The organism is Gluconobacter sp. DsW_056, from assembly GCF_002153595.1.
Classification (GTDB): Bacteria; Pseudomonadota; Alphaproteobacteria; order Acetobacterales; family Acetobacteraceae; genus Gluconobacter; species Gluconobacter albidus.
The window spans coordinates 266,235-289,108 of sequence record NZ_JOPF01000009.1 but is presented as its reverse complement, the minus strand read 5'-3'; the positions used below and the strand labels follow the sequence as shown (position 1 = coordinate 289,108).

22 protein-coding genes are annotated in these 22,874 nt (G+C 58.9%); 2 read left to right on the top strand and 20 right to left on the bottom strand.

What is annotated here, in order from left to right; all coding sequences use genetic code 11:
- The first annotated feature begins 61 nt into the window (after positions 1-61).
- Entirely contained in the window at positions 62-1,069 is a 1,008-nt protein-coding gene (locus tag HK22_RS08570) for a glycosyltransferase (protein ID WP_158093550.1), read from the top strand.
- A gap of 276 nt (positions 1,070-1,345) precedes the next feature.
- Here HK22_RS08570 and HK22_RS08565 read toward each other — a convergent pair whose 3' ends face one another.
- The 7 genes from HK22_RS08565 to HK22_RS08535 form a co-directional block, all read right to left on the bottom strand.
- Complete coding sequence (locus HK22_RS08565; RefSeq protein ID WP_086648971.1) at positions 1,346-1,951, bottom strand: hypothetical protein; 606 nt, start codon at positions 1,949-1,951, stop codon at positions 1,346-1,348.
- Entirely contained in the window at positions 1,948-3,390 is a 1,443-nt protein-coding gene (locus HK22_RS08560; protein WP_086648970.1) for a hypothetical protein, read from the bottom strand. Before HK22_RS08560 ends, HK22_RS08565 begins: the two co-directional genes overlap by 4 nt.
- An 88-nt stretch (positions 3,391-3,478) precedes the next feature.
- The gene (locus HK22_RS08555) at positions 3,479-4,231 is read right to left on the bottom strand and encodes a hypothetical protein (RefSeq protein WP_086648969.1); all 753 of its coding nucleotides are present in this window, start codon (positions 4,229-4,231) and stop codon (positions 3,479-3,481) included.
- Between the two features lie 73 nt (positions 4,232-4,304).
- Positions 4,305-4,805 (bottom strand): hypothetical protein, encoded by a 501-nt coding sequence (locus HK22_RS08550; protein ID WP_086648968.1) that lies wholly within the window; start codon positions 4,803-4,805, stop codon positions 4,305-4,307.
- An 83-nt stretch (positions 4,806-4,888) separates the two neighbouring features.
- A complete protein-coding gene (locus HK22_RS08545; RefSeq protein ID WP_062105780.1) occupies positions 4,889-5,224 on the bottom strand; it encodes a hypothetical protein in 336 nt (111 codons plus the stop codon).
- A 67-nt stretch (positions 5,225-5,291) separates the two neighbouring features.
- The gene (locus HK22_RS08540; RefSeq protein ID WP_143412395.1) at positions 5,292-6,734 is read right to left on the bottom strand and encodes a hypothetical protein; all 1,443 of its coding nucleotides are present in this window, start codon (positions 6,732-6,734) and stop codon (positions 5,292-5,294) included.
- Between the two features lie 86 nt (positions 6,735-6,820).
- A complete protein-coding gene (locus HK22_RS08535; protein ID WP_086648966.1) occupies positions 6,821-7,324 on the bottom strand; it encodes a lysozyme in 504 nt (167 codons plus the stop codon).
- Positions 7,325-7,642: 318 nt separating this feature from the next.
- On the opposite strand from HK22_RS08535, the gene HK22_RS08530 reads away from it, so the two are divergent.
- Entirely contained in the window at positions 7,643-9,031 is a 1,389-nt protein-coding gene (locus HK22_RS08530) for an SIR2 family protein (protein WP_086648965.1), read from the top strand.
- Between the two features lie 70 nt (positions 9,032-9,101).
- Here the strand turns inward: HK22_RS08530 and HK22_RS08525 are convergent, their stop codons facing one another.
- From HK22_RS08525 to HK22_RS08465, 13 genes are all read right to left on the bottom strand, one after another.
- Positions 9,102-9,446, bottom strand: coding sequence for a hypothetical protein (locus HK22_RS08525; protein WP_086648964.1), 345 nt, complete (start codon positions 9,444-9,446; stop codon positions 9,102-9,104).
- A gap of 68 nt (positions 9,447-9,514) precedes the next feature.
- The gene (locus HK22_RS08520; RefSeq protein WP_086648963.1) at positions 9,515-10,594 is read right to left on the bottom strand and encodes a hypothetical protein; all 1,080 of its coding nucleotides are present in this window, start codon (positions 10,592-10,594) and stop codon (positions 9,515-9,517) included.
- The gene (locus tag HK22_RS08515) at positions 10,594-11,349 is read right to left on the bottom strand and encodes a hypothetical protein (protein ID WP_086648962.1); all 756 of its coding nucleotides are present in this window, start codon (positions 11,347-11,349) and stop codon (positions 10,594-10,596) included. The genes HK22_RS08520 and HK22_RS08515 overlap by 1 nt, the downstream gene beginning before the upstream one ends.
- Before the next feature lie 6 nt (positions 11,350-11,355).
- A complete protein-coding gene (locus HK22_RS08510) occupies positions 11,356-13,032 on the bottom strand; it encodes a hypothetical protein (RefSeq protein WP_086648961.1) in 1,677 nt (558 codons plus the stop codon).
- A gap of 1 nt (position 13,033) precedes the next feature.
- On the bottom strand, positions 13,034-17,749 hold the full coding sequence (locus HK22_RS08505) for a phage tail length tape measure family protein (protein WP_086648960.1): 4,716 nt from the start codon (positions 17,747-17,749) through the stop codon (positions 13,034-13,036).
- Positions 17,750-17,752: 3 nt separating this feature from the next.
- Positions 17,753-18,487, bottom strand: coding sequence for a hypothetical protein (locus HK22_RS08500; RefSeq protein ID WP_086648959.1), 735 nt, complete (start codon positions 18,485-18,487; stop codon positions 17,753-17,755).
- 3 nt (positions 18,488-18,490) lie between these two features.
- Positions 18,491-18,685 (bottom strand): hypothetical protein, encoded by a 195-nt coding sequence (locus HK22_RS08495; RefSeq protein ID WP_086648958.1) that lies wholly within the window; start codon positions 18,683-18,685, stop codon positions 18,491-18,493.
- Positions 18,686-18,867: 182 nt separating this feature from the next.
- On the bottom strand, positions 18,868-19,131 hold the full coding sequence (locus HK22_RS08490; RefSeq protein WP_086648957.1) for a hypothetical protein: 264 nt from the start codon (positions 19,129-19,131) through the stop codon (positions 18,868-18,870).
- A gap of 52 nt (positions 19,132-19,183) precedes the next feature.
- Positions 19,184-20,140, bottom strand: coding sequence for a phage tail tube protein (locus HK22_RS08485; RefSeq protein WP_233142502.1), 957 nt, complete (start codon positions 20,138-20,140; stop codon positions 19,184-19,186).
- Positions 20,141-20,188: 48 nt separating this feature from the next.
- Entirely contained in the window at positions 20,189-20,611 is a 423-nt protein-coding gene (locus tag HK22_RS08480) for a hypothetical protein (RefSeq protein WP_086648956.1), read from the bottom strand.
- The gene (locus tag HK22_RS08475; protein WP_086648955.1) at positions 20,608-20,934 is read right to left on the bottom strand and encodes a hypothetical protein; all 327 of its coding nucleotides are present in this window, start codon (positions 20,932-20,934) and stop codon (positions 20,608-20,610) included. Before HK22_RS08475 ends, HK22_RS08480 begins: the two co-directional genes overlap by 4 nt.
- Positions 20,934-21,575 carry a hypothetical protein gene (locus tag HK22_RS08470; protein ID WP_086648954.1) on the bottom strand — a complete coding sequence of 214 codons (642 nt, stop codon included), beginning with the start codon at positions 21,573-21,575 and terminating at the stop codon, positions 20,934-20,936. The genes HK22_RS08475 and HK22_RS08470 overlap by 1 nt, the downstream gene beginning before the upstream one ends.
- A gap of 26 nt (positions 21,576-21,601) precedes the next feature.
- Positions 21,602-22,822 (bottom strand): phage major capsid protein, encoded by a 1,221-nt coding sequence (locus HK22_RS08465; protein ID WP_086648953.1) that lies wholly within the window; start codon positions 22,820-22,822, stop codon positions 21,602-21,604.
- Between the last annotated feature and the right edge of the window lie 52 nt (positions 22,823-22,874).

Genomic DNA, 22,874 nt, shown 5'->3' with positions numbered 1-22,874 from the left:
GAAATAGTATGGCATCTTCAAAAGAAAATCTGACGGCGTTGTAACGAGAAGGGATCCTGTTTTGGGACATAAAACTGCAATTATCTTTGTCGCGGATAGGAATTTCCTAGTACCAAGCATCCTCGCGATGCTGCAGATCAGCCGACAGAAAGATACGATGAGTGTCGCGGATCTCTTCTTGTTCACAACGGATCTTAATGATGAAGATTTCCGTACGATCACGGATCTCGTCACAGATCACGGCATTACGACCATCAAGCTTGATCTTGATAAAGTATTGAGCGAACAGGAATCTCTTTCGTTCAGAGAAACACATATTTCGATTTCAACTTTGGGACGTTTTTTTACAGGTCCGTGTATAGATCCGAAATATGAGAACATCCTGTATATTGACGGGGATGTTCAGGTCGTCGGGTCAATTTTCGATCTGGCGAATGCCGACATTCCGGATGGCAAAATGTTGGGTGCTATTGATCGACATTTTCTTAAAGCAAAAGAACATGACAAATCTGGAGAAAAAACGCGCGAATACCTCAAAAAACTCGGGGTTTCGCATGAGTCGGATTATTTCAATGCAGGAATTCTGGCTGCAAAGCGTGAGACATGGATCAATCTCTGCAAAGAAGCATTTGATTATTTCGTCAATCACTCCAAAGACTGCATGTTCCACGATCAGAGCGCTCTAAACGCCGTGTGTGTCGGCAGAAGACTGCCTATGTCACCCAAATACAATTTCACGACCATGTTCGCCGAAAATAATTTCGTGAACACTGTGCGGCCGTCAATCATTCATTTCACGGGCGCTGAAAAGCCATGGTTCTCAAAAGCACGTCCGTGGCAGGGGCGCTTCATTGCGTCCTATGTTGAGCTTCTGAAGCAGTTCCCACAGCTTGAGGCTTTTTATTCGCTCAAACAGTATTTCCATTCATCAGGACAAGCCGGTCTGAGCAGGATAGACCGCCATGCGAACAGAATGTGGCTCCTGACCCGTATTCTGACGCCTTGGCGCGTTATCCTGCGACGTCGGAGGCTCATGAACTACCTGAAAACAACACGATTTTTCATCTGAATGTCGTTCTGATGTAGCTCACGCTCTGGGTCTGGATACCAGAGCGGATTACACCGTTGTCACGAACAGAATGTTCTGACTCCCGCAGGCAATGAGATCAGCCAAAAGCATCTGAATTTCTTGAAGTCTGAGGAATTTGGTGGACCTGACGCAACTAGATAAAACCATATAAAACAATGTCTTGTATGGTAAAACCTGTAAATTTCTCTAACGGAATATCAAGGGCCGAATCGTCCTAGTGTCAAACCTAAATTTGCTCTCGTAAGGTGGGAAAGGTCATGCACCGTGCCGCATCCCTACGAATGATCGCCCTTCATTCTGATGGCAGATTTCAGAATATCCCGAGAGTAACGCCGTAATGTGAGCTGCCAGCGCAGATCGGCTTTTCTCAATTCGTGCGGCCACCTCCTGCCGCACAGCATCGTTCTGTCCGAGCAGTGCCCCGGCATAACCGACTTCCCGCCCAGCCTCGGCATCAGCCAAGGCAGAGAGCGGCACGAACTGCACCGGGACGTTCAGAGTCTGGCCTTTCGTCCGGCTGGCATCGGCCTGAAGCCCGAAGACCGGCAGGGCGGACGACGCGGAGACAGAGAACGATCCCGACTGGCTGAATGTCCCCGACAGGTCCATCGTGACCGGCCCGGCAATCATCGCCACGACCGGATCTGACGTCTGCTGAGCGCACTGGATGGCCCGGACATTCGCGTCGAACCGGGCAGCCTGATCCGCTGTCCATGTTTGGACACCAGACACGCTAACGACACCGGCCTTCGTCAGATCGGCCTGAACGCCGGCAATGGCCTGACTGATTGTCACGGGTGCGACCGATCCAGCCGAGCAGGCCGAGAGGGTCAGAAGCCCGCAGAGTGCCAACGCCCTCATACCAGTGCCTCCGTCCCGGTCGCGAAATCGCACCATACGCCCACAGTGTTTTTATAGATCCAGCGCCCGGTACCTGCGCCCGCCGCTTCGCCCGGGCCTCGGGCATCTTTCGCCCAGGCCAGCGCACTGGCGACATTCTGGGATGTACTGGTATTGCCTTTGATGGCCGCGAGCGTATTGCCGGTGCTGCTGGTGATTGTTGTCTTATTCTGCATGTCCAGAACTGCATCGCTCTGGAAAGCAAAATACCCGTAGACGTATCCAGCTGCGATGTCAGCTTCGTACGACGCCGTGATTTTCTGAGCAGTGATATGGGCCGTACCGCCTGGGAAATTTCCCGTGGTGTAGGCGAACCCCATGTAATCGACCCATGCGGCCCCGTTCCAGAAGAGATAGCATCCCTCCGCCGGAAATGTCTGGCCCTGAAGGCCACTGGTCGCATCCGTGCAGAAGACGGCGTCCCCGACCGTGCCGCTCTTCGGCAGTTCAGCAGCCGTGCATTGCGGCACCGTAGCTGCCGGGGCGTATCCGAGTGCCGTCTTGATATTCGCCGCCGTGACATTCGCGTCGGAGCCGGGTGCACCAGCTGGCCCGGTTGCCCCGCTCGCCCCTGTATCGCCCTTGATGCCCTGCGGACCAGGCACACCGGCTGCTCCTGCAGCACCGGTTGGAACTTCGAAAGTCGCAGGGGCGGTCGCCGTACCGTCCGTGAGCGTGGCCGTCAGCGTCACCGTGGACGGCTGGCCCGCGACAACAGGATCCTGCGCCAGGTTGATCGCCTTGATGCCGACGCCCTGAGCTCCGCCCGAAGACAGCGCCGCAATCCATTCCGCGATGGTCTGGGTTTTGGTACCGGACGTGACCTCCAGCCCGGAGCCATCGCCGGAATACGTCCCGGCTGTCACGCTCTCGAAGGATGGCGTGCCCACAGGAGCCGCATCTTCCGTCGCCATGACGACGCGGCCGTTCGCGGAATAGCCCGAAGGCAGGGCCTCGATGCCGGCGATCAGCACCTTGCCGTTCGTCAGCATATCGGCCGGGAAGTCACCGGGCGGCGTCGTCGCCACGGTCAGCGTCGTGATCTGAAGGACCGCCATCACGGAATAGACGCGGCCCTGCTGGGTCGTGATCTCAAAGAGGATCTTCTGCGCCGTATTGGGCTGCCCGCTGGCGAGGAAGGCCACGACCAGCGATCCCGCCACGGCCGACCACATGACCTTGAGGTCATACTCCCCGCCCGTGGCCGTGGTGACGACGGCAGAGCGGATCGCGGTCAGCGTGTCGCCTGTGCCGGCCAGCAGGGTGGAGAAGTCCAGCACATAGTCCAGACAGTCAGCCGAAGCTTTCGGCGTCCACATCACCTGGGCAAACAGCCCGGTGCAGGACTGGAGCATCACCGTCCGCAGCGGGGACGGCGTGAGATTGTGAACCGTGGTCATGCGGTCCTCGCTTTTGCCGACATTGTGCCGCGAAAGCCTTTCTTCGCCTTTCGCATAGTGGGAAAGAGGTGCGGATTTCTTTCGTTATTCATGCGGCCCTCACTTCCGCCAGCAGCGCGTCGAAGTCCTCACCGGTCGGAGCCGTGCCGGGAATGCCCAGCCAGTTCTCGCGCGACAGCAGGCCATAGGCTTCATCCGCGATCCGCGTGAAGGTGCTCCACGGCATGAAGGTGCGCGTGCCCCAGGTGTTGAAGAACACGCCGTCCGGATTGTAACCCACCAGCGCGATGGCATGGCCCCCGGCAGGCGTATGGTTGGAGATGGCATCCCAGTCCCAGGTTTCACCGAGACCCAGATCGAGGAAGCCTTGCGGCACCTGCACACCGGCCAGCACGCCGCCCAGATAGGCAATGGCACGGCGGATGCCCACGACGTCCGTGGGCACAATCGAGCCATAGGCGGTCAGGTAATCGCGGGTCTGTCCGGGGCGGAGCAGGCCGTTACGGCGCCAGGCGTTGAGTTCGTCCAGCAGAATGGTGCCGTCATCATTGGCCCCGGTGGCCGGATCGAAGCCTGTCAGCGCCGCATAGTTGTCCAGCACCGTTTCGGTCGAGAGCATGACCAGAGACTGCGCGGCCTTCGTCCAGGTCGCCACCAGGGCAGCGTGAGCGGCGAACGCGCAGCAGCCGAAGCGGTCATTGCCCCACATCTGATAGGGCACGTTCTGCGACCAGTCCTGCGCGGCGGGCACGGCCGGCAGGCGCACGGCCAGCACCCGGCCGAGGCGATAGGTGCGCGGATCATGTTTCGGGGCGCGCTTGCCCAGTCTTCTGTCCTGCATGGGATCTCCGGATACAAAAAAAGAGGGGAGCAGCCAAAAGGCGCTCCCCCTGATGCTGGTCGGGATCGAAAGATCAGACGCCCTGATAGATCCGGGCGCGGACCAGCTCCGGCGACTGGAGAGGTGCGGCATAAGGTGCGGCCGTGACACCGGCCAGCGCTTCAACCAGCGGAATCATCGCCTGGACCGTCTGCATGTAGGTCGCAGCCGAGGGCGAGTAGACCTTCACGATCGGGGTTGCGATCGCCAGCAGGGTTTCGAGATCCGTGCCGAGGCTCTTCGCCCAGTCCTTACCAGTCGCCACCGTGATGGAGCCGTTCGAGTTGGCCGCCACCTGCGCCGTCACGCTGCGGATCTGCGCGACCAGGTTGTCGAACTTCGCCTTGTCTGCAGCAGACAGATGGCTTTCCAGTTCGGGGATGCTTTCGATCGCCTGGACGGCATAGGCGATGGCCGTGGCGTCGCTGTTGAGCGCGGCCGTATTGAAGCTGGCCGTATTGGCGGTCGTGGTGCAGGCGGTCGTGGAGCCGAGAAGAAGGGCACCGAGGCTGAGGGCGAGAAAGCGATTGCGCATGATGTCTCCGGACATAAAAAAACCGCCTCAGAGGGCGGCGGAAGAAAGAGCGGTCTGACAGGCGGGAGCCTACCTCCTTCGGGTCAGGCGGTCGGTTTGGGAGGCGCGCCCGCCCTGGGATGGGTGGAAGCCGGATCAAGACCCAGCTTGGCGGCCTCGATCGTGCGGCTGGCCTCGGCCGGGATCATCAGGGCCTTGGCATCGGGCTGATAGGCGTTCGTGTTCCAGCCTTTCGACTGCGCCAGGGCTGCGACTATCTTGTAGAGCAGCGCCAGCCTGCTGCCGGCCGCAGGTGGTTTCCAGAAGCGCATGGCCAGAGCGGCCGCCGCGATCAGGAAGGTGAGGATCGAGACGATGTCCCCCGCATACCGCGCAGGCAGGTACGGCAGGACCGTCTGGAACAGGGTTGTCCAGTCCATGAGAGTGTTCTCCAGATATGAAAAAACCGCCCGGAGGCGGCTGTTTTAAGAGATAATGTTTTGTCGCTTACTGAAGAGCGGACCCGAGTGTCATCGGATACCAGTGCCCATTTTCGTAAACGACAGGCACATGGTCATCGCTGTCATTGACAATCATCCCTTCAACCGGATTGGCGACGCCCAGGATCTGCGCTTTGGTGAGCGCCTGAATATGCAGCAGGCCGTTCAGGCTGATACGCGAAGCCGTCAGGCTGAGTGTGCCACCACCATTGGCTCCGGCCGCCCCTCCCGTCGACTGGATTTGCGCATCATAGGCATTTCCAGAGTTGACGCTGTGCAGATTGATGTTGGTGGTATGCGTATGATAGGTCGATCCAACGTCAAAACTGGTATCCACGTCCGCTGAAGCATTAATGGAGAAGGTACCTGTTGTGTCAGACTCCAGTCTCAAGGCACCGGATGTCATTGTCAGATATCCATCCGGAGTTTGATTGTCTCCGCCGGCTACGGTTGACTTTGGGAACCAGTAAATCCCCTGTCGGCCTTGGGTGAAGGAGTTTGCATCCACCATGGCAAAACAGGCATCGAACAGGTTGGCAGTACTGCAATCAAAGCCATAGGTGTGCCCGTTATAGAGACGGAAGCCGGTATGGGAGGATGAACTATCCAGAAAGCCGGTGTCACGAACGGCATTCCCGAACACGCCATATCCAACGTTGAAAAGGGGCGTAGTTCCTGACGCGCTTGTCAGGACGTACCCCGGACTGCCTGTATGGCCGGAAACAGGCATGCCGGTAATCCAGGAGCCGGTTGCTCCAGGGCATTTGGGGTCTGACCAGCTATCCACGGCCGTATCGCACGTTGCCGCGCGGTTGATGTCGATCTCCGTTCCAGCAACGCCAGCCGTCCCGGGGCCCTGGGTCATGACAATATTTTGCCCCCATGCTGCCGAGTTTGGGCTGTCCTGAAGAACGCCAATAGCCTGAGCGACCTGGAGTTCAGATGCATCCGTAGTCTGATCCTCGTTGATCAGGCTCAGCATCTGCGCCACGACGGCGTTCCCTGTCGTTGCACGCACGGCAAGGCAGTTTGCGGCTGGAGACGTTGTTCCCATTGCTCCAGGGCATTTGACAGAGGGCACAGGCACCAGCAGGCGTCCGGTTGCTGACGAAGGATCAATTTTCAGATAGTCGAAGTTTGCGATGCCCACGGACCGGACCGCACTTGCGGCATCCAGAGCAGCCACGCCAAGAGAGGATCCGACATCCGACAGCTGCAAGGGGCCAGTCGTGATGCTTCGTTGATTGATGACCGGGTTTTGCAAACGCCCGTTCTGGGTGTCGGTCTTTTTTCCTAGCCACGCGGCGACCGAGTTGTCGCTTCCTGCCGACAGCACAAGATCCCGGACGTTTCCCGTCTGGGTAGCGGATTTCCAGAGTGGCATACTCTGCCCAAAGGCTGAAGGCACAGCCAGAAACGTCCATGCGACGATAAGAGGAAATACCCGCATTTTCATTGCTCCGGTCATGTCGCACCGTGAGGAGAGTTCTCCTGTACCGATGGCGGATTTTCGGAGCAGTGTAAAACTCTGGACCATCAGACGTTTCTATTCTTCAGTGTCATGGGAGTTGCGAGGCCGAGGAAGATGGCGCGCTCACGGGCACGGCGATTTTTCAGGCCGGCCAGCTCGACCAGATGGCCGCGCACGGTGGCCTTGTCCCAGCGCAGCAGCTCGTCGGCCGCGCCGGCATAATCTCCGGCATTGAGCTTGCGCAGCAGGGTCGAGCTTTCGACGGCGGGTGTCCCGACATTGTACTGCCAGGACAGCAGGGCCGCGCGCTGGACGCCCGACAGCGGCACCTGGATCAGGCGGGACAGCGTCGCATCCAGCGCCGTGACGGTCTGGAGCAGGAGGCTGCCGGCATCCGCCTCATCGATGGGAGAAGTCCGGGCCGTGACGGGCTGTCCGTTGGCCAGCCACCGGCTGCCATAGCCGATCGTCCAGTACCCGGCCGGACAGACATAGGGCGATGCGCAAAAGCCCTCGAACCCCGGTCGCCGTAGCAGCGCCGTGGCCAGAGTGATGGCGGTTTCATGCATGGGAATTTTCCATAAAAAAAAAGCCGCCCAGTTGGGGCAGCTTTGGTGAAACGGGGATAAGAAAAAATAGATAGATTTTTCAATATCAAACTATAGAGTCTATTTTATTTACCGTTGGTACTGGGATCTCCAGATTACCCGAATAACCCATATCTTCTTATATATTAGAAAAAATTTTCATAAATGTAATATATATTTATCATTATCAGTGAATAGTAATTCAGATTTTTATCCTACATATTTTTGCATATGCAGCATTTTACGTAATCAGATTCAACGGCTACAATCCTTAGCAGAATGATGGAGATCTATAAATAAATGATTGATACGAATGATGAAGGCGAAAAGTCTTCTTATCAGCGCTATATTGAAGAAATAACGTTAGATATATCAGAAATCGTGCAACAACTTGGTTGCCAGCCTATCCTTTTTGTCGGATCTGGTTTAGCAAAGAGGTACTTCTCAGCACCAAACTGGGACGAATTACTTACACACCTTGCAAACCAATGTTCCCTTATCGACAAGGGACTAGGTTTTTACAAACAGTCACTTGGCACACCAATGGCAATTGGTGAAGCGTTCGCACAAAAATATCAGGAATGGGCTTGGACTGCAGGTCAGAACGATTTTCCAAAGGAAATGTTTTCGGATGATATAGCGGCAGATGCCTACATTAAATTCAAAATATCACAGTATTTTAAGTCAATTACACCAAAAAATATTGACCAACTGAAGGAAAATGGCAATTTAGATGAGATAATCGCGCTTCAAGCAATTAAACCACATGCCATAATTACTACAAATTATGATCAAATGATCGAAGCATTATTTCCAGATTTAGAGCCTATTGTTGGTCAACAGATTCTCAAGAGTCAGTCGGTATCTATCGGCGAAATTTTCAAAATTCACGGCTGCGTAAGTGATCCCTCAGGGTTGGTGTTCACAAGTAGAGATTATGAAGTTTTTGCGAAAAAAAAGAAATTTCTTAGCGCCAAGCTTCTTACTTTTTTCAATGAGCATCCTCTAATATTTATTGGATACAGCGCAACAGACCCAAACATCCGCGCAATTCTATCTGACATTGACGAGGCTCTTCCCGAAAAAGGCGGCATCATTCCCAATGTATATATTCTTAAATGGAATTCTAAGATCACGGAGGAAAGCAATCCAGCCCGAGAGACGATAATTGCGACTGAAGAAGATCGATCAGTTCGCGTAAAACTTATCGAGGCGAATCAATTTGATTGGGTGTTTGATGCGTTTTCTGCAAATCCGATCATGAATGATGTTAATCCTAGAGCTCTCAGAGCGCTGGTTGCTCGATCATACGATCTAGTACGCCATGATATTCCAAAATCAAAAGTAGAAGCAGACTTCCAAATGCTAAATAGTAGTGTCGAAAATTCAACTTCTTTTGCTAAGCTTTTTGGAGTTGCAAGCATCAAAGAATATTCTGCAGCATCCGCGCATTACAAATTTAGCACAACACAACTTGGAAAAGCCTTAGGCGGAAGAAGTTGGCATCTTGCTAATCAATTAATTGAAAGACTTAAAAGAGAATCTGGATGGAATATGAAATCTTCTGATAATATCTATCATCGCGCAGAACTGGTAAACAAAACAAAATTTCATAAGTATTCGGAAGAGGCTTTAGTACTACTAGGAAAAATTCGTGACAGACAAAAATACGAACTTCAGAAAGAATAATGGATATAATTAAGGATCTTCGAAATTCTACTCAGGAAGTGGAAATGATTCTCTTTTTCTAAAGCCAACCTCACTTCCCGATCGAGACAACAAGGTGCACGACGCCCGATCCAAGGATTGAGGTCAGCAGGGTGATCGCAGCCGTGACAACGGCGCGCGCGCCGAACAGGCGGTCGAGCTTGCCGTTGATCTGGCGGTTGCTGCTCTCCATCGATTTCGCAAGCGCCTCAATCTCACTGCGCAGCGAAGCGATTTCCTGACGCATCTCGGCCCGCAGATCGGACTGGCTGTTGCCAACGCTGGAGAGCTGGGTCTCCAGTGTCAGGCAGCGGTCTTCGAGAACGCGGATCCGCTCTTCGGCAGACAGAGCAGCAGGCAGGCTTGCGACCATGGTGGGCGTCTGGGAGTCAGGCATCGTTTTTCCATAAAAAAAGCCACCCTGAAGGTGGCAGACAGAAGAATGCGGAGCGGGAGGGCGGCTGGTTACTTCGGACCCTTGGCGATGTAGGTGATGTCTGTTGTCCCGCCATTGTTGATGTGGAGCGAGAAGCCATTCTTGTCCGGCGCATAGGCGTGACAGTTCACGTCCCCATCCCCGAAATTCTGGGCCATGACCCTCGGCGTATCCGAAAACGGGACGGCGAAAGTCACGCGACCACCGGCGGACACGCCTGTCGCGACGTCCATGACGATTTTCTGCCCCGGATCCGTGGGCAGGTCCTGCGTGAAGGCGAAGCCATGCCCGTTCCAGTTGATGGACTGCTGGCTGACACTGAGCACAGCCGCATTCCCGGAGTAGAGAACAAAATTCCCGTCGCCCTGAAACTGGGCTCGCATGGTGCCATAATTGACCGTCAGACGGGTGGCCGTCCCATCGGTGATGTCCAGCTTGTTGCCGTTCGCATTATTCGCCGCCGCCAGGGCAGAGTTCGCAGTCCCCTGCGCAGAATTGGCGGACGACATCGCCGTATTGAGCTGAACCGTGGTCGCATAGTTTTTTCCGACCCAGGACTGGAAGGCAATATTCCCGAAATCCGTCTGGTCGACGCCGAGGCCCACACCTGACCCATCCGTGCGCAAGCCGACATAGACCTGATTGCCCCCGAAATTGGCAAAGCCCCATCCCTGTTTGACGAACTGGTTCTTCGCATCCACGGCCCTGACGGCCTGACTGCTGCTCCAGTCCGAGACCTGCGGGACCAGTAGCTCGGAGAGCACGGTCAGCGATTTGAGGCTCGCCGCGCCGTTCTCATCCAGCAGGACCAGAAACTCGGCCGGGATCTCGTTATAGACCTGCACCCCTCCAGAGAAGCGGAGGAGGTCCGTGGTATTCTGTGTGTTGCCGATCACCCGGCTGCGGGCCAGCGTGCAGGGATTTCCGATCGTGAGCGTGCCCACGCCCCATTCCGCCTGCGTCCCGTCATCCGCGAAATAGAAGACCCGGCCCCCGCTCGGAAACGCCTGGGAGAACGCCCTGCGGTCCGCGGCCGAGCCGTTCAGCACGAAGTCCCCGACACCCGGACTGCTGGCGGTCTCCAGAACAAAATTGGCCAGCATGGTCATCACAGTCGCTCCGTCTGGGTGAAGGTCCAGCTCCGCCGATCGGCGGGGCCGTAAGGATTGCCGATGTCGCCGCCGCTCAGACGCCCGAAGATCGCTTCCTCCTGGGAGGCCGCGCCCGGATCCGGGAGGAAGAGAATATTCTCCCCGACCGCCGCGACCCGCTGGATCTCCCGCAAGGTTGCGGTCTCGGCCGCGCCATAGGACTGATGCGCGATCGAGGCCTTTCGCTGGATCCAGCGCATCTGCGGAAATTCCGCGCCAGACAGCGCCGTTACTTCATCGACGCCGAGATTGAATCCCGAGCTGCTGTCGGTGGAGAAATTGCGGACCGGCTGCCAGAGCGGCCCGACATAGGCCAGCGGGATTGAAAGATACCCGTCCGGATTGCCCGGATCCGCGATCGTAATCGCCACGACGTCGCAGGACAGTTCAGCCGGCAGAACGCAGGCCGCCTGACCCGCCACGATCGCCATGGGCTGGGTTGCATCATGCAGGACGTTGCCGGCGCTGCTGACGACGATCCGCCAGCTGGCCTGCGCCGTCAGGTTGGTGCGATGCACCGAGACAACCCGCACGCCCCCGCGCTGTGACAGCGCCACCGTCAGGGTCGCTGTCGTGACGTCTGCCCGCCAGGCATAGGCCGGATTGCCCTGCGGGGAGGTCAGGTTCGTGACAGGCAGCGTTGCGGCGGCGCTGTCGGTCGACAGGACAGCGGAGAGCACGGCGTTCTGATAGCCAAGTCCACAGTTTTCCATGAGGTCTCACATAATGTCTGGCCCAAAATCACCGCCGTCCACGTCTTGCGGGATGGTCCATAGGGTCAGGATCTGAAGGGTTGCCGTCGCATCGCCGCCCCGGACATGCTCCGCGACAACCACGCCCAGGCATGCATAGGACAGCCCTGGAATGGGAGCCTGAATCAAGACGGTATCGCCAAGGTCGACCTGCCAGCTCAGTTCCACCGGAATGGTGATGGCCCAGAGGGTGCGATAGGCACCCCAGAGCTGGCCATGTGAATTTGCGACGGTCTGGGCGTCTTCCGAGGATGCCAGGGCCGTGACGACCGGCGTCGGATCGTTCGGAACCCGCCAGCGCGTCCGCAGGGTCGCATCGGACCAGACGGCATTGCGATCGGCTGCGGCGATCAGGGCCGGCCGGTCGGCCGGGGCCTGCGGGTGCAGACCCGATCCGGCCGTCTGGACCGTGAAATTATGCTGCCAGCCCATGCGCCAGCGCCATGTCGGCGGACTGAGGGAGGCATCCAGAGACACGGACTGGATGTCGGTGATGACAGTCGCATCCAGCGTCAGGGTCGAGGCGGTCAGGTCATCGACCGCTTCCAGCAGAACAGGCCGCAGCGTGCCCGAGCGCGTTGGCACGATCGAAAGCGCCAGCCCCGAGAGCAGCGTCCGGACGACGTCCTGTCCCGTGACCGTTTCTGTTCCATCCCAGAACCATCCCGCCCGCCAGGGGGCCAGCGGGCTCTGCGCCGGCCACTGGACGTCGATGTAGGATTCTGGAAGAACGAAGTCCTCCAGGAGCATCGTGCGCAGGATGTCCAGGACGTTCTGCGGCGCGGCTCCGGAGGGGAACGACCCGACCGCGTCCACGGTGATGCCGTAGACGGGACGTGTTCCCAGCCGGATCCATGTGCCGGTGCCTCCTCTCTGGATCTGATAGGTTCCAGGAGCAGGAGACTGGGCATAGAGATCCGAGACCAGCCCGCCGAAGGCGATGCCCCCTGCAAAGCCGCCCTCATAGAGCGCGGAAATCTCGGCCGGCGCATCGCTGACCTGATAGACGTAATTGACCGCATCAATCAGGACGGGTGTGATGTTGCACGCCGTCCCCCGCAGGGTCGGCATGACGCGGCCGGAGACGTTGGCATCTCCGTCCAGACGGCCCGTGCCTCCATAGATCCGACCTGCCATGGTGACATCGAGCCAGGACAGCGCCCCGAGCAGGGGCACGGTCAGGGTGCGACGTCCGGGCTGCCAGAGCGTGCCCAGACCCGCAAAGACCGGCTGGAGATCCGCGCGCTTCGGATCCTGCCAGATCCCCCGGTCCCGGTCGAAAATCTTACGCCCGCTCAGGATCCGGATGGGCAGATGGTCATTCGTGCGGCTGGCCACGAGCGTGTCGAGGGAGCCATCATTGATCAGCGTGACCGAACCGAATGATGACGTGCCCCCGAGGGCGTCCGAGGTCAGGGAAATGCCACGGTCCAGATCAAACGCCTGGGTGACGATCGGGACATAGGGAACATGGTTTTCATCGACGTACCCCATGTCGGAGAAGCGCAGGGTCTCAATCGTCTCCAGAGACCCCGCACTCCGCCGCAGCGTTCCGCGTGGCCGGCTGCCATGGGCCGGCAGGTCATCGACCTGGACAGCCAGGGTATCGACCAGGTCGATCTCGACTGCCCGGATCACTGTCATGTCATGCTGCCTTTCCGGTGGTGGATTTCATGCTCTGCATGCGGGTCTCATTCAGCTGCTTCGTGGCCAGATCGACCAGCTGCGCCAGCGTCGTGTTGAGCGTGTCGGTGGACGTCTTCAGCGCCTCTTTCATGACGGAAGCCGTCAGATCGTCCGTACCGATGCTCCCCAGGCTCTGGAGTGCCTGCATGACGCGGGCATAGTCCTGAGCGTAGGCCGTGCCTGACCCGTTGAAGGTCTTGCTCTGGGCCAGCAGGGTCTGCATGTCGCCCTGCATGGCCTGAAGCGCCGTGAAGCTGCCGCCCTGGGCTGCCGTCAGATCGGTCGTGAAGTTGTCATTCGCGACCTTGTACTGATCGGCGGCCGACAGCGGAGAGGCATCCGACGTGGCCAGACCCGCGCCATAGGTCTCCAGGCTGGACATGACGCTTTCAGCGCTTTGCAGCGCCTGGTCATTGTACTGCTGCTGGATCTTCAGGCGCTCGGCCGAGAGCGTCTTCTCCAGGTCGGCCGACTGGCTGATATATTCCTGCTGGGATGTGTAGGCGTCCCCGAGGAAGTTCTTCCAGTTGTCCGCCAGCTGCTGGCGCTGCTGGTCCGCACTGATGTCGAAGTTCGTCAGCGCTGCCCCTTCATCATCGCCCGTGGCTGTCTGGTACCGCGCCTGAACCGACAGATCGCTCTGTCGCAGCGTGTCCAGCTGGGAGGCAAAGCCCTGGTCGTAAAGCGACTGGTACTTCGCATTCAGCTGGGTGCCGTCGAGCCCGTACTGACTGGCCTGCGAGGCGGCTGCCTCATAGGTCTGTTTCAGCGTGGCCATCTGATCCACCCAGGACTGCTGTCCCGAGACCGTGGCCTTGAGCAGCCCCGGCATCGTCGTGTCGACGAAGGTCGTGATGGTGGAGATCTGGGTCTGGAGATCCGACGTCGACAGCGACTTGCCATCGAGCGCGGTATCCAGAGCCGTTTTCAGATCGCCGGTAGCCTTGGTGAAACTGCCGACCGTGACCGTGCCGTCCGAATTGAACTTCGAGACGGCCACGCCCAGCTGGTCGACCGTGTCGGCCATGGTCTTCAGGTTGGCGATCGCCGTTGCATAATCCGAGACGGATGTTGCATCGCTCGGCAGCCCCTGTTGCAGGGCCTGCTGGAACGTGGCGTCTGACGTGCTGTAGGTCGCCTGTTTCAGCAGATCCGTGAGCGAGACGGACTGAAGGGACTTGTCCTTGTTGTTCCTGTCATCGCGGACCGTGCCCAGCAGCCCGCCATTGCCGCCGCCGATCGTGACCCCGTCCGTGGATAGGACCTTGTTGAACGATGCGATGTCGGATTTGAGCTGCTCCGTGATCTGATCGGTCTGGGCCTGGTTCCAGGTCTTGCCAAGCGACAGCGAGCCTCCCGTCGTCATGACCTGGTCGATCGTGTACGGGTTTTTCTTGTGCCCGAAGAGCCCCCCCAGAAGACCGCCAAGGCCGCCGCCGATCAGGCCGCCCAGCATGGTCCCGATCACCGGGATGAACGATCCGGCCGCAGCGCCTGCTGCCGCCCCGACGCCGCTTCCGATCATGCCGTTGGTCTTCGTCCCACCGCCGATGCCGGACAGGGCCGAGCCGAGCCCGAAACCCCCGCCGATCCCGCCCAGGAGGTTGCCCACCGTGGCCGTGCCGAACAGGTTGGTCTTGAGGCCGGAGGACAGCCAGGACGTGGAGCCGCCAGAGCTGCCCGTTGCCGTCAGGGGATTCCATCCCCAGCCACCGGAGTCCTGACTGATCGCAGTCGCTCCCGCACTCATCGAAGACGAAGAGCTGCCCGACAGAATGGACGAGACATCGCCCAGGGTCGTGCGGCTCTTGCCGTCGATCGCGTTCAGCAGTGGGTTGATCAGCGCCAGCTTGGCGATCACCGAGATCAGCTGGCTTTCCACGCCCTGCATGGCCGACTTGAACGTCACCCCGCCATTCGAGGCGTTGACCAGGGCCTGCGTGAAGCTGCTCGACAGCGTGTCGGCCGCCGAAGAGATATCGCTGGTCAGCTCATTCAGCGTGTCCTGCTGCTTCTGGTAGGCGTTCGTGGCCGTCTGGATCGCCGCGACGTTCTCCAGATCGGTCTGCGAGGCCTTGGATGTCAGATCCGCACCGTTTTTCAGAAGCGCATTGCGCTCTTTGAGGACAGCCATCTGTACCGAAACCGCATCGGAATCCTGTCCGATCGCATCCGTCTCGGCCTTGATATAACTGAGATCGAGGCTCTGGCTGTACGCCTTACGGGCGGTCGTGATGTCCACCTGCGCTTCGGCCTGCCGCTTGAGTGCGTCCGTGAGGACTGCCGTCTGGCGGGCCTGCTCCTTTGTCCCAGCGACCGAAGTCGCCTGGACCGTGTCCGAGGCTTCCACCGATCGTAGGTAGTCGTCCAGGCTGCCCTTGCTGGCATCATAGGACGACAGCAGCGTGTTCTGGGCCGCTGTCTTGCGGTCCATCGCATCAATCGAACTGTTGAACTCTCCCGTCAGAACCTGCTGCTCGTTTGATTCCGCCTTCAGGATCTGCGCTGCCGTTGCATGGGACTGACCCATCTTGCGGGCGGCTTCCTCGACCTGCTGGTCGACCTGAACCATGGCTTTCTGCGCCGCCGTGCCAGCCCAGGCCGCATCCGTCGCCTGCTGCTGCTGATGTGCCAGCTCCTGCATCGGATCCCGCAGATCATTCAGCGCGCCCTTGTGCTTCATCAGCCGCTGCGTCAGATCCTGCGTTCTCGCCGCATAATCGGCATCCGACACAGCGCCGGCCTTGTACAGCGTGTCCAGTGCCTCCTGGGCAGAGGTCAGCTGCTTGATGGCATTGGTCTGATCCGTCACCTGGGACGCCGTCGAGCCGTCCGAAGTCTTCAGAGCGTCATCGACCTTGCCCTGCATCGTGGCGAGTGTGGTTGCGCCATACATCTGGCCACCCGTGACCTTCTGGGCATAGTCCTGCACGGACTGCGGGACCGTAGTTTTCCCCTGAAGGTATTTGTCGACGTTCCCTTCGCCCCAGTTATAGGCCATGGCGACCAGCTGCTCGTTGCCGCTGTATTTGGAATACAGCCGGACCAGCAGACGCTCGGCCGCCGTGACGTTGCCGGTCGGATCCGTCAGGTCGTTGCCGGCAGCATTCGCCGGCATGACCTGCATGCCGCCGATCGCGCCTGCCGAGGAGGTCACGACCGCGCCATTGCGGTCATACTGCCCCGTCGCGCTTTCGACTGGCTGGATCCGGTGTGCCAGGGAGATGACGTCCGAAGTCGCGCCGATCTGCTGGCCGACCGTATCAATCAGCCCTGACATGCCCGAGCTGGTGCCCTGCTGGATCTGCTGCTGCTGGGCTACATAGGCGGTATGCTCTGGCTGGAAACTGTCCATCCAGCCCTTGAGTTCTTTGACCTTGTTGATCAGGTTTGTCAGGCCGTCGATCGTTTTGGCGGTCTGCGCGACCAGGAAGTCCCCGACCTTGTTGCCGAAACTCTCGACGCCTTCCATCGGACCGGCCCAGGCATCCTTGAGATTGCGGACCGACTGCTGAAACGGCGTCAGCCCCTGATCCACAGCGCCGCGCGTGGCCGATTCAAGCTGGCCCATGAGCAGCTGCCAAGCCTGCATCCGGTTGCCGCTGTCCTGAAGATCCTTGACCTGACTGACCAGCCCCTGATGAACGCCCAGCAGCCCCTTGTCGGCAAAGTCCTGCGCGGCTTTGGCCGGATCCGTGTAGGCGTCTGCCATTTCCTTGGCGGCTTCAGGTACGGTCTCGCCCATGACTTCCGCCAGATCCCGTGCTTCCTGCGTCAGCGACGTCAGGCTGGAACTGTCGACCGTGGGCACGGCCGCAAAGGTCGTGGTGACGCTGCGGCTGTCATCGAGCGACAGGCCGCTGCTGGCGGAGAGCTGGCGGGCTGAATTTTCAGCAGCGCTCGCCATGGCCGTATAATCATCACGGGTTGCCCGCAGGTGCTGCGACAGCGTCGCCAGTTGCTCCTGCTCTGCTTCGGCCGCAGATCCGAGTTTGTAGACGGAAGCCGCAGTTGCTCCCGCGGCGAGCGCAACACCGGCTGGCCCGACCATCCAGCCCGCGACAGTTTCAAGAGCGCCACCAAAACCGCCCATGACCTGGATCATGTTCGGCACCTGGTAAAACGCCGCCTGCATAGCGGATCCACCCGACATCACTTGATCGAAGAACTTGTGCGCTTCGTCGGCCAGAATGCCCATCTTCTGGCTGGAGAGACCAGCTTTTTCGGCAGTCTCCTCAATGGTCTTGTTGGCGTCTGTCGTCGCCTTCGCCCCATCGGAAAGAGCCTTGGAACGCTCACGAAGGGCAGTGACCGTCTTAGCCGAGGCCGCTTCTACCTTTTCAAAAATCGCCGTCTGCGTCGCAACGATGTCGTTATATTTCTGCTGGTCAATCGCGCCTTTTGCGAGCTCGCTGCTCGCGCGCTCAAGCCTTTCTTCCATCCTCGCAAAAGCAGTTTCGGTCCGGTTGATGGCTTTCTGAACGCCATCTGATGCCTGAGCAAACTGTGCCGTCGTTTGAGCGGTCTGTTTCAGGCTGCTGTTCTGGGCATCAATACTCTTCGAGGCGCTATCGACGGAATCTCCCATCGCGCGGGAGCTTTGCGCGATCTGCTCTGCCTTTTGCGAAAACTGGTCTTCAAGCCGGGCAATCAGTTCGGAAACGCGAGTTGCCATGTCTCAGGACTCCGATGACGAATAGGCTGGATCGCTCATGACGAGCGCGGGATAGGTAATGGGCTGCCCGGGGGCGAGGTCTTTGCGTCGTGCAAGGTATTCCTGACCACGACGATAGGCGGAGGAGCGCATGTCCCGCTTCGCCAGACGTCTCGCCGCGCCATTCTTGAGAATGTACGGCGTCTCGAACCCGCCCGCTGATCCACTGAGATTGATGAATTTCCGCCAGACCGTCATCGTCGGGTATTTGCGAAAAATCGCCTGACGCACAGCCTCTATGATGCCCGGAGGAGCTGACATTTTCGGCATCGCCCCGACATCTATCTTGCGGGCATAGGGGGCAGGATTGACGATCGTGACTTCTGCTCCGAACGGCAGATCTTCCAGATCGCCTGTCCAGACCTGACCGCCGACCTGCACCGTCCACGCGTTGCGGTACGATCCAGAATGAGCTGGTGACTTTGCCTGACACTGCGCCAGAGCGAAGGCCACGACTTCAGAAATCTGACCGAAATTGTAGACAATGCTTCCACCGACCTGAAGGCTGGTTTCTGGCGTGCCTTCCTCGCCGTTTACTGATCGAGTCCAATGTGAGGATGCTTCCCCTAAAGAAATCAGGCGTTCACGTTCCGCCGTGACATCGGAAATTAACGCGTTTCGTACTTCATCCAATGAAAGATCATCCGTTACGAAACGGCTCATTTCTTCAACAAACGAAGCCGCTGCGCGACGGGGCATCTTTCACTTCCTCATGAAGGTCTGGATGTCCTGGCTGATCGCGGCATTGCGGAACCGCAGAAACACGGCATCAAGGGCGCGGATCAGGTCATGGACGTAAACCCGTTCCTCGTCCGTCACGCGGTTGGCCTCACACCAACGGTCAATGGCCAGCCAGAAGATCGGCCCCGGCCGCGAGACGATGCGGATCATACCCATGGATGCCCCGACCCCATCAGAGGTCCAGGCGCGGTCATGCTGGAGTTCATGCCACGCCCGCCAGGGGACTTCATTCCAGGGATCGGGAAGGACCCGGTATTGCAGGGCCGTTTCCCGGATTTCGGGGATTTCATTCTCCCCGGTATAGGCACCCCATTCCAGTTCCCACTGGAGCGCCGCGATCAGTTTCCCGCTGCGGCCTTGCCCTGGCAGACGTCATCCGTGGTCGGTGGCAGGGCGTCTGGAGCATAGAAGCCGGCACCGGCACGCTGCGAGCGGTTCAGCTCACGGGCGGCTTCCAGACGCAGGGCATAGAGCGTGTCACGGTAGGCCGGCGTGAAGCCGCGCGTGGTGATGAAGAAGGTATTGCCTTCCGGACCGACTTCGATCTCTTCGCCTTCGGAAACCTTGCTGAGATCGCGGGAAAAAGTGGAGAGCTTGGCCATGTTAATTTTTCCAGTCTGAAATGAGGGATGAAAAGCGCAGATTTCCGGGGGATCAGCCGCTCGGAGCAGCTGCCGGGATGCGCTGGATCTTGAAGGTGCCACCGCCAGCCTGCGGATTGCCTTCGATGTCAAAGGTGGCGATGATCGAGGTGTTCTTGCTGCCGGCATTGATGACCGGGTTGCGCAGCGCCGCATTCAGGAAGGTCAGGACGTAGCTATTGCCATCCGCCTCCTTTACCGTGACAGCAATCGGTCCCTGCGTGCCACTGGCCCAGACCTGATACATGTCCCAGGTTTTGAAGAAGATCTGGGTCGAGCCGGAGGCGAGGATCTGACCTGGGCGGATGCCACAGGCATCGGCATGGCCCATGCCATAATCCGAACCCGAGCCATCACGGGTCAGCGTGATCTGCACCTGCTTGACGCAGCCGTCCGGAGCCTGCCCGTTCACAGTCATGCCGACGAAGTTATCGACCGTATTGAACACGCGGCCGGATGGAGCATCGGTGTAGGTTGCGGCCGGATCGGCGTCTGCAAGTGTCTGCTGCTTGCAGGAGAAGTCGAAAGACGTCGATGCAAAGCTGCCCTGGGCAAAGGTCAGCTGCGCCTGCGTGCAGTAGCTGCCCGGACGCACCACCCATTTGCCGTTCAGCTTCTCGATGATGGTCCAGGTCTTCACGACAGCGCCGTTCTGCACGACGTTGTTGTTCCAGTCCGCACCGACGACTGCTGCCAACATGTCGTCATAGGTGCCGTAAGACAGTGCGCCAGACAGCGTTCCGGCCGCAGACCTCTGCGTCAGGACTGCCTGCGCGGCTTCGATATCGGCATTGACCTCGTCCGGACGCTGGGTCGTATCCGTTGGCTTGAAGTTTTCACCCGTAAAGCGGGTGCGCTGGTAGTTTCCTGTGGCCGGGACGCCGTAAGTCGTCTCCATGGCATAGGAAATGGCGGTATCGTTCGCCTGCGCGGCAGCCTGATAGCCTGCCGTGGATCCGGTAAAAGGCATGTCTCACCTCATAAAAAAAGCCACCCGAAGGTGGCTGTGTCAGGAATTTCAGGATGCCGGCAGGACGATGTCCTGATAGCGATAATCCACCATCAGGGAGAAGTGGACCCAGTTGCCGGTCTGATCGTTATCGGGCGGATCGAAGCCCTGATCGTCGTAGAACAAACCGGCAGGCAGCGGCGCGACCGGAACCCGAAACGCGACGGACAGAGCCTTGCGTTTCGTGACGGCGTCGATCGCGCCCGTTCCACGCCGCACCATCAGGTGCAGCCAGATCTGGCCGGTCTCTTCGTCGACGATCTCGCCCATGCCCAGACGTCCGGAGGAGGCGCTGGCCGTCTCGAAATAGATCCACGGGCCGGTGTTCGTCTCTTGATCCTGTGCCAGTGCATCCTTGACCACCAGTCCTAGCGATGTGGCGGCGGCCGTGGCGCGATCAAAGGCATCCTGCCAGACGACGGGAGAAGTCATGTTCCACCTGCTGCAATGAGTTTCCAGCCGCAGAGCAGGCTGCCGTCATAGACAGGCGTGGCATCTGTCAGCGCGTATTGACGACCGCCATCCGTCAGGATGTCGGCATTCCGGGGCTGCCCATAACCCGCTGCCGCCAGTTCGTCGTTCAGGGTCTCGGCCACAAAGGGCATGACCGACACGCCTGATTCCAGTGCGGCCGTCGCGGGCGGTGCGGCATAGGCCATCAGCGTGACCGGGTTGGCCTCGTTCGGCCGTGACAGCGTCATCAGCCGGCCTTTCCTGCGGATCTGCCGACGACGACGATCAGTGCGCTGCCCCATCAGGAAAGCCCTCCAGGAAGGTACCGTTCCAGAAACGCAGCAGCATCAGCTGGGAGACCGCCGTTTTCAGCGTCTGGCGTTGCCCAGGACGACGAGCCGACCCCTTGTTCGGTCTCCGACTTCAGGAGTGGATCACGATCCCCCGCATAATAGAAAGCACGGGCAGTCGTCAGAACGGCAGACCGGATATCAGCCGGCACGGTGGATACGATGGCACTGCCGTCGTCATCCACCTGGTCAGGAGCAACCCACCCCGCGCGGTACTGCAGAACATACCGTCCTGGCCCCCAGAACGCCCCTGCTGTCGGGTAGAGAAGCCCACATCCTGCATCATAATCCCAGCCATCCTCGGGGGCAGGCAGAGAGTTGCCATCTCTCATGACCGCGGTAATCCCGGAAACGGGCCGCACTGCCATCCGCAGGGAAAGCAGTGTGTCACCGGGTCGGATCCTGATCGTTTCCTGGCGGTCAGCAATCAGCAGCGGACGTCCGATATAGCTGGTGACAGCCTGCGACGCGCGCAGCAGGATATCGGCCAGTGCGCCCCCGGCATTTCCGTCTGTGATGGACAAGGAGTCCATCAGGCTTTGCAGGGACACAAGCGGAAGATCCGCCTGTGTCCCGTCAGTCAGGCTTGCCATACCTGCCTCCAGAGTAACGTTCAGGATCAGCCGCCAGTCGGTGCCGCCGTCAGGTCGGCGAAGCTGCCGTTGATCAGGGCCTCCGGACGGTAGACCGCCAGTGCAGCCCGCTCTTCCGCCCGGATCGTCACCATGTTCTTGATGAAGTTGTCGCGGTCCTCGGTGGAGATCATGACCGTGGCATCTTCACGGTCAAAAATCTGCGCGGCATAGCGGAAGGCACCGGTCATGAACTTGCCTGCCGCGATGGCAAGCGTTTCAGCGACAGGCAGACCCCACAGGGCAGGGCCGGTCAGTCCCATCGGGTTGGCGAAGACGTAGCGGCTCTGCGCGTCCTTCGTCAGCTCAATCGAGGCCCAGTCGGTCGGATTGAGGATGTGACCTGTGGCCGGATACTGCGCCAGTACCGCCTGAAGCATGGCCAGACGCAGACGATCAATCATCGTCTCACCCTTGACGGTCACACCGGCAGGCTTGGCGTAAGGCGTGGACTGAACCATCAGGCCCTTGAGGTTCGTACCGGTACCATCTCCGTTCAGCAGCTGATTGTCCTCGACGAACGCGAGACCGTAGCGCAGACGGCCATCAATGTAGCTCTGGAGCATCGGCGCATCAGCAAGGATCTGGGTCGAGGCCTGGACCCAGTGTGCGATTGTCCGAACAGGCAGGTTCTGAAGATCGAACTGAAGATCAGATTCAGCCTTCTGGGTCGTTTCAGGCGCGATCGCTGCGTTGTTCGTAAAGCCGGTTTCACGAACGAAGTCGATTGCGCTCGATGCCGTGTTTCCAGGCATCAGCAGGTCACGAATAACCAGAGAGCGGTTCGGAACGACCTGAACAATGCCGGGCTGACGATCGGCAACGACTAGACCCGTCGTGGCAGACACGCCCGTCGAGCTGGCAGAGGTGATGGACTTCACGTCCAGCTTCACGCTGCCGCGCCAGGCGCTTCCTTCAGCCATAGCGGCCTTCACCACGTCCGAACGGATGAAGCGCTGACCAAGAGACAGGCTTGCCGTCTGGTCTTCCGGAGCGTTGCCGCGCGCGCCCTTCTGCTCCAGTTCTGTCAGCCGTGCTGCCAGACCGTTCATTTCAGTCAGGGCCTTGTCTGCACTGGCCTTGGTTTCCCTAGTCACTTCACCAAGGTTTTTCAGCTCAGTCCGGGCAGTCTCGGCAAAAGTCTTGACCTGATCCGTGGCCCTCGTGAGATCCGCGACGGCCTGCTTGTATTCGTTTTCGGTGGACATCCGTATTTCCCATAAAAAAAGGCACCCGAAGGTGCCTTGCATTGCAGTGTGA